This is a genomic window from Pseudomonas sp. Z4-7, assembly GCF_051131965.1.
Lineage (GTDB): Bacteria > Pseudomonadota > Gammaproteobacteria > Pseudomonadales > Pseudomonadaceae > Aquipseudomonas.
This window is the reverse complement of the sequence record NZ_CP071642.1, coordinates 610,747-623,485: the sequence shown is the minus strand read 5'-3', so window position 1 is coordinate 623,485 and position 12,739 is coordinate 610,747. Positions and strand designations below refer to the sequence as shown.

General features: G+C 61.4%; 10 protein-coding genes and 2 tRNA genes. 4 read left to right on the top strand and 8 right to left on the bottom strand.

What is annotated here, in order from left to right; translation table 11 throughout:
- Positions 1 to 44 precede the first annotated feature (44 nt).
- The 6 genes from rplI to rnr form a co-directional block, all read right to left on the bottom strand.
- Positions 45 to 491 carry a 50S ribosomal protein L9 gene (gene rplI, locus J3P91_RS02660; protein WP_003186385.1) on the bottom strand — a complete coding sequence of 149 codons (447 nt, stop codon included), beginning with the start codon at positions 489 to 491 and terminating at the stop codon, positions 45 to 47.
- 18 nt (positions 492 to 509) lie between these two features.
- Complete coding sequence (locus J3P91_RS02655) at positions 510 to 1,403, bottom strand: hypothetical protein (protein ID WP_305497181.1); 894 nt, start codon at positions 1,401 to 1,403, stop codon at positions 510 to 512.
- Positions 1,404 to 1,439: 36 nt separating this feature from the next.
- The gene (gene rpsR / locus J3P91_RS02650) at positions 1,440 to 1,670 is read right to left on the bottom strand and encodes a 30S ribosomal protein S18 (protein WP_002551829.1); all 231 of its coding nucleotides are present in this window, start codon (positions 1,668 to 1,670) and stop codon (positions 1,440 to 1,442) included.
- A 28-nt stretch (positions 1,671 to 1,698) separates the two neighbouring features.
- Complete coding sequence (gene rpsF / locus J3P91_RS02645; RefSeq protein ID WP_003186395.1) at positions 1,699 to 2,127, bottom strand: 30S ribosomal protein S6; 429 nt, start codon at positions 2,125 to 2,127, stop codon at positions 1,699 to 1,701.
- Positions 2,128 to 2,431: 304 nt separating this feature from the next.
- Complete coding sequence (gene rlmB / locus J3P91_RS02640) at positions 2,432 to 3,193, bottom strand: 23S rRNA (guanosine(2251)-2'-O)-methyltransferase RlmB (protein ID WP_434602662.1); 762 nt, start codon at positions 3,191 to 3,193, stop codon at positions 2,432 to 2,434.
- Entirely contained in the window at positions 3,190 to 5,808 is a 2,619-nt protein-coding gene (gene rnr, locus J3P91_RS02635; RefSeq protein ID WP_434602661.1) for a ribonuclease R, read from the bottom strand. The genes rlmB and rnr overlap by 4 nt, the downstream gene beginning before the upstream one ends.
- 226 nt (positions 5,809 to 6,034) lie before the next feature.
- On the opposite strand from rnr, the gene J3P91_RS02630 reads away from it, so the two are divergent.
- The 4 genes from J3P91_RS02630 to J3P91_RS02615 all read left to right on the top strand — a co-directional run bounded on the left by J3P91_RS02630 (position 6,035) and on the right by J3P91_RS02615 (position 9,243).
- Positions 6,035 to 6,121 (top strand) — tRNA-Leu (locus J3P91_RS02630).
- Between the two features lie 175 nt (positions 6,122 to 6,296).
- A tRNA-Leu gene (locus tag J3P91_RS02625) sits at positions 6,297 to 6,383 on the top strand.
- A gap of 284 nt (positions 6,384 to 6,667) precedes the next feature.
- Positions 6,668 to 7,678 (top strand): extracellular solute-binding protein, encoded by a 1,011-nt coding sequence (locus J3P91_RS02620; RefSeq protein WP_434602660.1) that lies wholly within the window; start codon positions 6,668 to 6,670, stop codon positions 7,676 to 7,678.
- A complete protein-coding gene (locus J3P91_RS02615; protein ID WP_434602659.1) occupies positions 7,678 to 9,243 on the top strand; it encodes an ABC transporter permease in 1,566 nt (521 codons plus the stop codon). Before J3P91_RS02620 ends, J3P91_RS02615 begins: the two co-directional genes overlap by 1 nt.
- 104 nt (positions 9,244 to 9,347) lie before the next feature.
- Here J3P91_RS02615 and J3P91_RS02610 read toward each other — a convergent pair whose 3' ends face one another.
- The gene (locus J3P91_RS02610) at positions 9,348 to 11,282 is read right to left on the bottom strand and encodes a methyl-accepting chemotaxis protein (RefSeq protein WP_434602658.1); all 1,935 of its coding nucleotides are present in this window, start codon (positions 11,280 to 11,282) and stop codon (positions 9,348 to 9,350) included.
- 151 nt (positions 11,283 to 11,433) lie between these two features.
- Positions 11,434 to 12,726, bottom strand: a complete 1,293-nt coding sequence (locus tag J3P91_RS02605; RefSeq protein WP_003186407.1) for an adenylosuccinate synthase — start codon at positions 12,724 to 12,726, stop codon at positions 11,434 to 11,436.
- Positions 12,727 to 12,739 lie beyond the last annotated feature (13 nt).

The window sequence follows — 12,739 nt, the reverse complement described above, 5'->3', positions numbered from 1 at the left end:
ATGTTACCGGTTGGCGCCCGAGGGTGCCAACCGACAGGTGTTGCTTAGGCTGCTACCACGACAACGCGTACGGTGGCTTCAACTTCGGCGTGCAGGTGCACGGCTACGTCGAATTCACCTACGTTGCGGATGGTGCCGTTCGGCAGACGAACTTCGCTTTTCGCAACTTCAACGCCGGAGGCGGTCAGTGCGTCAGCGATGTCGTGAGTACCGATCGAACCGAACAGCTTGCCTTCGTCGCCAGCGGTGGCAGTGATGGTCACTTCCAGCTCGGCCAGTTGGGCAGCACGGCTTTCAGCCGATGCCTTACGGTCTGCGGCGGCTTTTTCCAGCTCAGCGCGACGCTCTTCGAACGCAGCCAGGTTGGCAGCGGTCGCAGCGGTGGCTTTGCCGAAAGGCAGCAGGTAGTTACGGCCGTAACCGGCCTTAACGTTTACTTTGTCGCCCAGGTTGCCCAGGTTGGCGATTTTTTCCAGAAGGATCAGTTGCATGTGAAAATCCTCTAACTTTTAACCTTCACCGTTCGCGTTGTCGGCGTCTTTCGGCGCCATACGACCGCGAAAATCAATCAGGCTGTCGACGATGGCCAGGACCACCAGCAACGGATAGATCAGCTGCATGAACAGCAACAACGTGACGTACAACCCGACCAGCCAGAACCTGGCCAGTCGCTTTTGCGCCACAAGCCCGTGAATCAGGGCCAGGGCGGCAAACACCAGCGGTACACTGCACAACGGCGTGAGCATGGCCATCTGCGGACCGAAATTCGGCCCCAGGAGCATGCCCGCCAGCAGTAACATCGCCAGCCCGAGCGGGAAACGAATGGCGCGAAATTCGCGACCAAAACCACCCGGGTTGTACAACAACGCTTGCCAGTAGCGCCCGATAATCAGGCTCAGCACACTGACGATTTGCAACAAGGCCGCAATCAGGCCGGTCAGGACCGGTGCGATCAGGGACGCGAAACGCGCCTGCTCCTCTGCCGACATCTGTTGGTAGAGATCACCGAGGGCCTCGGGCAGGATTTTTATCAAAGCCTGCGAGAGCATCTCGATCTGGGGTGCGAAAGCCACCCCGAGCACCACTGAAAACACCACTCCCATCGCTATGCTGACCAGCAGCACGCGGTTCCAGGATTCGCTGGCGCGCAACACCAACGCCAGCGCCGAAGACCCCAGCAGCACCATCAGTGCCCGCGGGTCAGCGGAATACAACCACCAGAGCAAGGCCGGCAGCAGTCCCAGAGCAAGAACGCCAAGGGCGTCCCTCAATCCGCGCCGCAGGAGTACGAGACTCACCGCGGCAGCACCCAACCAATACAACAACGGCAATGCCGCGCATCCAGCCACTACGAGAGTGGCCTGCATACGACCGCGCATGATGAACTCAGCTAAGGCGCGCATGCATTCAATCCTTTGCTACGTATCGACTGCCCGGTCTCAGCGGCCGTGGCTGTCGGTGTAGGCCAGCAGGGCCAGGAAGCGGGCGCGCTTGATAGCGGTGGCCAGCTGACGCTGATAACGTGCTTTGGTACCGGTGATACGGCTTGGAACGATTTTGCCGGTCTCGGATACGTAGGCTTTCAGAGTGTTGAGATCTTTGTAATCGATCTCTTTCACGTCTTCAGCGGTGAAGCGGCAGAATTTACGACGACGGAAGAAACGTGCCATGTGATTGGCTCCTTAAAAGGTCCGTGGATTACTCGTCAGCGTTATCGCTGTTGTCGCTGTCGCTATCGCTGTCATCGCCATCGGCGCTGTCAGAGTGCTCAGGACGGTCGCGACGCTCACGGCGCTCACTGCGGTTTTCTTCAGCCTTGAGCATCTCGGATTGGCCGGTGACGGCTTCTTCGCGACGGATGACCAGGTTACGGATCACTGCATCGTTGTAGCGGAAGTTGTCTTCCAGCTCGGCCAGGGCCTTGCCGGTGCACTCAACGTTCAGCATCACGTAGTGAGCCTTGTGAACATTGTTGATTGCGTAGGCCAGTTGACGACGGCCCCAATCTTCCAGACGGTGGATTTTGCCGCCGTCTTCTTCGATCAGCTTGGTGTAACGCTCAACCATGCCGCCGACTTGCTCGCTTTGATCCGGGTGGACCAAAAAGATGATTTCGTAATGACGCATGAATGCTCCTTACGGGTTGTAGCCTGCCGCTCAAAAACGGTCAGACAAGGAGTGAATGACACTTATGGACTTGAGGACGCTAGACACATAAGTGCCTGCCATCACAGCAAGGGGCGCAATTGTAGAGAAGGGTCGAGGGCGGCGCAAGGCAATTGGCGATTATTTGAACAGCGCCGTTCCTTGCCCTACACAAAACACTGTGGGAGCGAGCTTGCTCGCGATAGCGGCGTGCCAGGCGACATTTCCATCACTGGCAGGCCCTCATCGCGAGCAAGCTCGCTCCCACATTCTGACCGCGTCTGGATCAGGGCCTTTTGGCGGCAGCCTTGGCCCCACGCTGGCGCTGGGCTTCGAACAGGCACACGCCGGTGGCAACCGAGACGTTGAGACTGCTGACACTGCCGGCCATCGGCAGCTTGACCAGGTAGTCGCAATGCTCGCGGGTCAGGCGGCGCATGCCCTTGCCTTCGGCGCCCATGATCAGGATGGTCGGGCCGGTCAGGTCCTGGTCATAGATGCTGACCTCGGCCTCGCCCGCCGTGCCGACGACCCACAAGCCGCGCTGCTGGAGTTTTTCCAGGGTGCGCGCCAGGTTGGTCACGGCCACCAGCGGGATCACTTCCGCCGCGCCGCAGGCGACTTTACGCACTACCGGGGTCAGGGTGGCCGACTTGTCTTTTGGCACGATCACCGCCAACGCCCCGGCGGCATCCGCCGAACGCAGGCAGGCGCCGAGGTTGTGCGGGTCGGTCACGCCGTCCAGCACCAGCAGCAAGGGCGCGCCCTCGGTGCGATCGAGCAGCTCGTCGAGCATCGCCTCGCCCCAGACCTGGCTCGGGCTGACTTCGGCCACGACACCCTGGTGCACGCCTTCAACCCAGGCGTCCATCTCACGCCGCTCGGCCTGGCCGACCGCCACGCGATTCTCGCCCGCCAGCTCGATCAACGTCTGGACACGCGGATCGCTGCGTCCTTCCGCCAACCAGATCTGCTTGACCCGCTTGGGGTGGTGACGCAACAGCGCCTCCACGGCATGCACACCGTAGATTTTTTCCAGCTGACTCATGACTTGCCCTTGGGTTTACGCGTCCCGCCACTTTTGGCTGGGGACGAGCCCGCTTTCGGCGGACCTTTACGGTGCTTGCTCGGCTTGCTGGTCGCCTTGTCCGGGGTCGACCTTCCGGTCTTTCCCCCAGACGCCGCTTTACCACCGTTCTTGGCTTCGGCCAGCAACGCCTGTTTCATTTCACGGCTTTTGCGCAACTCGGCATTTTTCGCCGCCGCATCGCTAGGGCGATAGGCCTCGACAGCCTTCTCCTTGGCCGAACCACGGCGCCCCGCCTTGGCCGGGGCAGGCTCGGCGGCGGTCTTGGTTGCTGGCGCAGCCGTTTCGGTGCCGCGCTTCTTGCGACCGATCGGCGCGCTGATGGTTTTTTCGGCCATCTCGAAGTCGATCTTGCGCTCGTCCAGATCGACGCGCATCACCCGCACTTCAACGGTATCGCCAAGACGGAAGCTGCGACCGGTGCGCTCGCCCGCCAGGCGGTGATGCACAGGATCGAAGTGGTAGTAGTCGCCCGGCAGCGCGGTGACATGCACCAGGCCTTCGACGTAGATGTCGGTCAGCTCGACGAACAGGCCGAAACCGGTCACGGCGGTGATCACGCCCGGGAAAGACTCACCCACGCGATCCTTCATGTACTCGCACTTGAGCCAGTTCACCACGTCGCGGGTCGCTTCGTCGGCACGTCGCTCGCTCATCGAGCATTGCTCGCCGAGCTGCTCCAGGGCCGCCTCGTCGTACGGGTAGATACGCGCCTTGGGGATGGTCATCGCGCCGGCACGCTTGACGTGCGGGGTGTCCATCTTCGAGTGGATCACGCTGCGAATCGCCCGGTGCGTGAGCAGGTCGGGGTAGCGACGGATCGGCGAAGTGAAGTGGGTGTAGGCTTCGTAATTCAGGCCGAAGTGGCCCTGGTTGTCGGCGCTGTACACTGCCTGGCTCAGCGAACGCAGCATCACGGTCTGGATCAGGTGGAAGTCCGGACGATCCTTGATGCTTGCCAGCAAGGCCTGGTAATCCTTCGGCGACGGACCTTCCTTGCCCTTGTGCAACGACAGCCCAAGCTCGCCCAGGAATGCCCGCAATTTTTCCAGACGCTCTGGCGGCGGACCGTCGTGGACGCGGTACAGCGCAGGAATTTCATGCTTCTTCAGGAACTCGGCAGTGGCCACGTTGGCCGCCAGCATGCATTCCTCGATCAGCTTGTGGGCGTCGTTGCGAATCGTCGGACGGATCTCGGCGATCTTGCGCTCGGTACCGAAGATGATCCGGGTTTCCTGGGTTTCGAAATCGATCGCGCCCCGCACGTGACGCGCCGCCAGCAATACCTTGTACAGCGCGTAGAGCTGCTTGAGGTGCGGCACCACGTCGGTGTACTCGCCGCGCAGCTTGCGCGATTCGGCGAGTTTCGGCGTTTCCAGCATCGCACTGACCTTGTTGTAGGTCAGGCGGGCATGGGAATGGATCACCGCTTCATAGAAGCAGTAGTTGGTCATCTCGCCGGATTTGGAGATATCCATCTCGCAAACCATGGCCAGGCGATCGACTTGGGGATTGAGCGAACACAGGCCGTTCGACAACTGCTCGGGCAGCATCGGCACGACGCGCTCGGGGAAATACACCGAGTTGCCGCGCACCTGGGCCTCGGCATCCAATGCAGAGCCGAGCTTCACGTAGCTGGAGACGTCGGCAATCGCCACGTACAACTTCCAGCCGCCGGAGAACAAGCGCAACTTGCCTGGCTTGGCTTCGCAGTAGACCGCGTCGTCGAAGTCCCGGGCGTCTTCGCCGTCAATGGTGACGAACGGCAGATGACGCAGGTCGATGCGCTTCTCTTTGTCCTTCTCTTCGACTTCCGGCTTGAGCTTGGCAGCTTCCTTGAGCACCGCCTCAGGCCAGACGTGGGGGATATCGTAAGTGCGCAGGGCAACGTCGATTTCCATGCCCGGAGCCATGTAGTTGCCGACCACTTCCACCACGTCGCCTTGCGGCTGGAAGCGCGGGGTTGGCCAGTGGGTGATCTTCACCTCGACGAACTGACCGACCTGGGCGTTGGCGTTGCGGCCCGGCGTCACCAGCACTTCCTGCTGGATCTTCGGGTTGTCGGCGACGACAAAACCGATGCCGCCCTCTTCGAAATAACGACCGACAATGGTCTCGTGGGCACGGGACACCACTTCGACGATCACACCCTCACGACGCCCACGGCGATCCAGGCCGGAAACACGGGCCAGGGCGCGGTCGCCGTCGAACACCAGGCGCATCTGCGCCGGGCTCATGAACAGGTCGTCACTGCCGTCATCCGGAATCAGGAAGCCAAAGCCGTCGCGGTGCCCGGCAATACGACCCAGGATCAGATCGAGCTTGTCGACCGGAGCATAAGTGCCACGGCGGGTATAGATCAGTTGAGCGTCGCGCTCCATGGCGCGCAGACGGCGGCGCAGGGCCTCGAGCTGGTCCTCGGTGGTCAGACCGAATTCTTCGACCAACTGCTCACGGCTAGCAGGCGAACCCCGATCGGCGAGATGCGCCAGGATCAGTTCGCGGCTAGGAATAGGGTTTTCATATTTTTCCGCTTCACGAGCGGCCTCGGGATCGAGGGACTGCCAATCGGCCATTAGAGAGTTTTCACCTTGTCTATATGCGGGTTAGTTTGGCATAGGCGTAATGAAACGGGAAATTTCAAGCGTCAGATGCCTTTTCTAAAGCCTTTTGACACGCCTTTAAAGCCTGTGATTGCACCGCTCGTGAAATTTAGCTTTTTTTTTGCACCGAGGGGTTTACAGTTAAAAACACGCTCCGTATAGTGCGCGCCATCGACGACGCACACACGTTGTCGATATTGCCCAGATGGTGAAATTGGTAGACACGCCAGCTTCAGGTGCTGGTGACCGCAAGGTCGTGGAAGTTCGAGTCTTCTTCTGGGCACCAATTTCAAGCAGCAGATAATGTCTGCGAGCTTTTACAGAAACCCGCGAAAGCGGGTTTTTGCATTTTTGCCCCCGCCGTTTCGTTTTGGCAATTACCAAAACAAAAACAGGGGTTTACAGATCAAAATGCGCTCCGTATAGTGCGCGACATCAACAGCGGCAACGCTGAAGATACTGCCCAGATGGTGAAATTGGTAGACACGCCAGCTTCAGGTGCTGGTGACCGCAAGGTCGTGGAAGTTCGAGTCTTCTTCTGGGCACCAATTCAAGCTTCAAGGTTTACGTACCTTGAACCTCACAAAAACCCGCGAAAGCGGGTTTTTGCGTTTCCGGGCTAGAGGCCCTGTGGCGAGGGAGCTTGCTCCCGCTGGAGGGCATAGCCCTCCCCATCAATTCATCAGACGCCTGGGTGCTGCTGCGTAGCCCAGCGGGGACAAGCTCCCTCGCCATGCAGACTCCCCCACTTATCGTCAAGACGCACATGAGAAACAATATCGTTTATCATTGTTACAAGTTTTTGCTACACGACAGTGAGGAACCCCCGCGAATGATGTTTCGAACCACCCTGCGCCGCGCCCTGACCTGCACCCTGCTCGGCCTGACCCTCGCAACGCCCCTCACCCAAGCCGCCGACAAGGTGGAACTGACTCTCTACAACGGCCAGCACAAAGAAGTTGGCGATGAACTGGCCAAGGCCTTCGAGGCCAAGACCGGCATCCACGTCAACGTGCGCAAGGGCAGCAGCAACCAGCTTGCCAGCCAGGTTGTCGAAGAAGGCGAGCGCTCTCCTGCCGACGTGATCTACACCGAAGAGTCGCCGCCCTTGAACAAGCTCGGCGAGCAAGGGCTGCTGGCGAAGATCGACGACGCCACGCTCAACGTACTACCCAAGGATTATGTTGCGAGCAATGGCACCTGGATGGGCGTGACCGCCCGCGTGCGTGTGGTTGCCTACAACCCCAAACTGATCGACGAGAAAGATCTGCCGAAAACCGTCCTCGATTTCGCCCAGCCGCAATGGCAGGGCAAGGTCGGCTTTGTACCAACCAGCGGCGCGTTCCAGGAGCAAGCCGTCGCCATCATCAAGTTGCACGGGATGGACGCCGCCGAGGAATGGCTCACCGGGCTGCGCGCGTTCGGCAAGGTCTACAGCAACAACATGGTTGCCCTCAAGGCCGTGGAAAACGGCGAAGTGGCAACGGTCCTGGTGAATAATTACTACTGGTTCGCGCTGCAGCGAGAGAAAGGCCAGCTCGACTCCAGGCTGCACTATTTCACCGGAGGCGATGCCGGTGGCCTGGTGACCGTGTCCAGCGCCGCCGCGCTAAAATCCAGCAAGCACCCCAAGGAAGCCCAACAACTGCTCGCCTACATGGCCAGTGAAGAAGGCCAGCGCGTGATTACCCAGACGTCCGCCGAGTACCCGCTGCACAAAGGCATGGTGTCGGACCGTGGCCTCAAGCCGTTCAGTGAACTTGAACCGCCAAAGGTCACCCCGGCCGACCTCGGCAATGCTGAAGAAGCCCTGGAGCTGGAACGTGAAGTCGGCCTGAACTGATGACACCGTCGCTGAACGCTCCCCGTGTCGCGGGGAGCTATATCCCCCGGCGCAAGCGCCCGTCGATCGGTCTGCTGCTCCCGGTTCTGCTGCTGGTGCTGCTGAGCGCGTTGCCGCTCTTGTATGTCATCGCGAAGGCCTGGCAGGCCGGTTGGACAGAAGCATTGCACTTGCTCTGGCGGCCTTATGTATTCGGCCTGCTGCGCAACACCTTGGCGCTGATGATCGGTGTCACGCTGGCCTGTGGCGTGATCGGCCTGTCCCTGGCCTGGCTTTTGGAGCGCAGCAATCTGCCGGGACGCAGGGTCTGGGGCGTGATCCTCTGCCTGCCATTCGCAGTGCCGGCGTTTGTCAGCAGCTTCACCTGGGTATCGCTCAGCGCGCAATTCGAAGGACTGGGCGGGGCCATCCTGGTCATGACGCTGTCCAAATATCCGCTGATTTTCCTGCCGGTGGCGGCAACGCTACGCAATCTCGATCCCTCTCTTGAGGAGTCCGCACGAACCCTGGGGCAAAATCGCAGGGGCGTGTTTTTTCGCGTCACCCTGCCATTGCTCTGGCCTTCGCTGCTGGCCGGCTCACTATTGATTGCCTTGCACATGCTGGTGGAGTTCGGCGCGTTGTCGATCATCGGACTGCAAACGTTTACCACCGCGATCTATCAACAATTCGAGCTGGAGTTCAGCAACGCCAATGCCGCCATGCTGTCGGCGGTGCTGTTGGTGCTTTGCCTGGCACTGTTGTGGCTGGAATTGCGCGTGCGCGGCAAGGGCCGCCACGTACGCACCGGACAAGGCGCGGCACGCCGCGCGGAACAGGTACGACTCGGCCCCTGGGCGCTCCTCGGCCAGCTGTATTGCGCGGCATTGACGGTTATTGGCAGCGGTATTCCGCTGGGGATGCTCGTGTATTGGCTGGCGGTGGGCACTTCCGCCGCCTTCCCGGTGGGCGAGATCGGCGAAGCCCTGCTGTCATCCCTGGCGCTGTCACTGGGCGGCGCCGCGCTGTGCCTTGTACTCGCGGTGCCGGTCGGCCTGCTGGTGGTGCGTCACAAGGGGCGCCTGGCGCTATGGGCAGAACGCCTGCCGTATTTGCTGCATGCACTGCCAGGCCTGGTGATTGCCCTGAGCCTGGTGTATTTCGCGCTGCACTATGTGCCGGCGCTCTATCAGACCTCGGGTTTGCTGCTGATTGCCTACGCGCTGCTGTTCCTGCCGCTGGCCCAGGCGCCGGTGCGCACGGCGCTGAACAAGGCCGCGCCGCAGCTGGAAGAGGCGGCTCGCACGCTGGGGGCTTCGTCTTTCAGTGCGTTTTGCCGGGTGACCTTGCCGATTATCTTCCCGGCGCTGGGGGCGGCATTTGCGCTGGTGTTCCTGGACGCGATGAAAGAACTGACTGCTACTTTGCTGCTCAGCCCGACCGGGCTCAACACCCTGGCGACAGCGGTCTGGGCACATACCTCGAACATCGAGTTTGCGGCAGCGGCGCCTTACGCGGCGCTGCTTATCCTGGTGTCGGGGTTACCGGTCTATTTGCTGACGACGCGGATGTATCTGAGCCGCTGAAATCACTTTCGCGAGCAGGCTCGCTCCCACAGGTACCAGGTCTTGTAGACGCCAGAACCCCTGTGGGAGCGAGCCTGCTCGCGAAGGGCCAGCCGCAATCTCGATCAGGCCCTGAACTGCCCCAGGCTCGCCTTCAACTGCGCCGCCAGACTGTCCAACACCTTGCCGCTGGCAGTGGTCTCGACCACCGCCTGGGCGGCTTTTTCGGCCTGGGCGTGGATGGTTTCCACCCGTCCGCGCACCGCTTGGGCGCCCTGGGCCTGATGCGCCGCTGCCTGGGTCGCCAGGCCGATGGCCGCGTGGACCTGCTCGACCGAAGCCTGCACTGATTGCTGCAGCCGGGCGCTGTCTCGCAGCACCGCCAGACCCTCGTTCGCTTGTCGTCCAGCCTGGCCAATCGCAGCCACCGCTTCGCGCGCACCTTGTTGCAAGGCGACGATATGCGCCTGGATGTCGCCGGTCGAACTCTGGGTCTTGCTCGCCAGTGCCCGCACCTCGTCCGCCACCACCGCAAATCCGCGCCCGGTTTCGCCTGCCCGCGCCGCTTCGATGGCCGCGTTCAACGCCAGCAGGTTGGTTTGCTCGGCGATGCCATGGATAACCGTCAGGACCACTTCGATCTGCTCGCTCTGCTGGGCCAGCCGCTCGATGACCTTCGCCCCGGTGTCGACCTGTCCGGCCAGCGCTTCGATCAAGCCGCCGACCTTGGCCGCGGTGCGGGTCGTTTCATCGGTGGCCTGTCGAATCTCTACCACCTGCTGCAGGGCCGCCTGCATCGCCTGGCTTTCCGACTGCGCCTCATCAGCCATCTGCGACAACGCCCGCAGGCTCTCGGCCACTTCGTCGCGCTGCATGCCGGCCGCCGCGTCGGCGCCGGAGTTGCGCAGGGTCATCGCACCGATTTCCTGGCCGGTGCGCTGGGCCACGTCGCCCGCTTCACGCACGATAGGTTGCAACTTGTCGACAAAACGATTGACCGCCGAAGCCATGTCGCCAATTTCATCCTTGCTGCTGATCTGTACACGCTTGGTCAGATCGCCCTCGCCCGCCGCCAGGTCGTTCATCGCTGCGATCAACAGCTTCAAGCGATTGACCACCCGCCGCCCCAGCACCACGGCCAGCAATGCCAGCACGCCGAACCCGACCAGCGCCAGGCCCAGACCGATGCGCCAGCGCAAAGTCCCCGCAGCCTCCTGCACGGTGGCGGCGGTATTGGTCTGCATTTGCGTGGCGGTTGCCTGCGCCGAGCCCAGGCGGCCACGCATGGCGGTGGCGCTGTCGGCGGCTGCGCCCTTGAGGCTGTCACCGACCAATTGGTCACTGCTGGCGATCAAGGCCGAGAAGCGCTGGTCCAGCGCTTTCAGATCGGTTTCTACCGAGGCGGTAGAAACGCCCATCAGCACTTTGCCAATTTCCACACCGTTGGGGTTGATCGACGCTTCGAGGTAATAGACCGACGGGTCGTTCTTCGCCGCGTCCAGCACCTTGTCCAGTGCCCGCTCGCCCTTGCCTTTTTCCAGCAGGGCCTTGTTGATCGGGTTTTCCCGGTTCAGATAACGAGTCAGGTGTTCGCCGGCAGCGTCGTCATAGATGACGAACAACACGTTGGGATTGCGCTGGGCGCGGCGGGCGAATTCGGAAAGGGTCGGCACGTCGCTGTCCCACATGGCGCGAGGCGCCACCGAGGCCAAAAGCTGCGCCATATCATTGGCGGAATCCCTCAGGTCTTTTTCCAGAGTCGCACGCAGATGGGCCTGCTCCTCCTTCAGCCGCGAGGACAAACCGGCGTTCAACCGTTGGCGGGTGCTGGCGGAAAGGTTATCAAGGCTCGAGGTGACTTCACGCCCGGCCTGCTCCAGCTCACCGGCGAGTTTCTGGCTGTCAGCCCCCAGGCGCGCGTTCAGGTCGGCCTCCAGCGCAGTGACCGTGCTTCGGGTCAGCGCAACGGCGACCAGTACCTGCACCAAAAGGGCGATACCGAGCGTAACGAAAACAGGCCGCAGCAAACGGCTTTGTAACAGTGAGAGAACGGCCGACACAGGGGAATCCCTCTACTAACGCCATTAAATTGATGGCACTTCACAAGAAGTACTTATTATCAAGGGTGCGTAGCAAAGGTCGTGCCGTCTGACAGACAGAGACGACAAAGGACCCAAACGAGGGTCCTTTGTGAGTTACATCAACGACTTATCAGGCGAAAGGATGACGCAGAACGATGGTTTCGTTGCGGTCCGGCCCCGTCGAAATAATGTCGATCGGCGCACCGACCAGCTCTTCGACGCGCTTGATGTAGTTGCGGGCCGCCACGGGCAGCTCTTCCAGGGTCTTGGCGCCCACGGTCGATTCGGTCCAGCCTGGCATCTGCTCGTACACCGGCTCCAGGCCAATGTAGCTGTCTGCATCGGTCGGTGCGTCGATGACGGCGCCGTCCTGGTTCTTGTAGCCCACGCAGATGTTGATGGTTTCCAGGCCGTCCAGCACGTCCAGCTTGGTCAGGCACAGGCCCGAGATGCTGTTGACGTCAATGGCGCGACGCAGGATGACGGCATCGAACCAGCCGCAACGACGGGCACGACCGGTGGTGGCACCGAACTCGTGGCCGCGCTTGGCCAGGAAGGCACCGACGTCGTCGAACAGCTCGGTCGGGAACGGGCCCGAACCGACGCGGGTGGTGTAGGCCTTGGTGATGCCGAGGATGTAGTCCAGGTACATCGGGCCAAAACCCGAACCGGTGGCGATGCCGCCAGCGGTGGTGTTGGAGCTGGTGACGTACGGGTAGGTGCCGTGGTCGATGTCCAGCAGCGAACCCTGGGCGCCTTCGAACATGATGTCCTTACCGGCGCGGCGCAGCTCGTGCAACTCGGCGGTGACGTCGAGCATCATCGGCTTGAGCAGCTCGGCGTATTCCATGCACTCGTCGAGGGTTTTCTGGAAGTCGATGGCCGGCTCTTTGTAATAATTGACCAGGACAAAGTTGTGGTAGTCCAGCAACTCGCCCAGCTTGGCGGCGAAACGTTCGCGGTGGAACAGGTCGCCGATGCGCAGGCCGCGACGGGCGACCTTGTCTTCATAGGCCGGGCCGATGCCGCGACCGGTGGTGCCGATCTTCAGCTCGCCACGGGCCTTTTCACGGGCCTGGTCCAGCGCAACGTGATAGGACAGGATCAGCGGGCAGGACGGGCTGATGCGCAGGCGTTCGCGCACCGGCACACCCTTCTCTTCCAGCTTGATGATTTCCCGCAGCAGGGCGTCGGGGGCAACCACCACGCCGTTGCCGATCAGGCACTGCACGCCTTCGCGCAGCACGCCCGAGGGGATCAGGTGCAGAACGGTTTTCTCACCGTCGATCACCAAGGTGTGACCTGCGTTGTGGCCACCCTGGTAGCGCACTACGGCGGCAGCATGTTCGGTCAGCAGATCAACGATCTTGCCTTTGCCCTCATCACCCCACTGGGTGCCCAGGACTACGACATTCTTACCCATAACACTTGTCCTC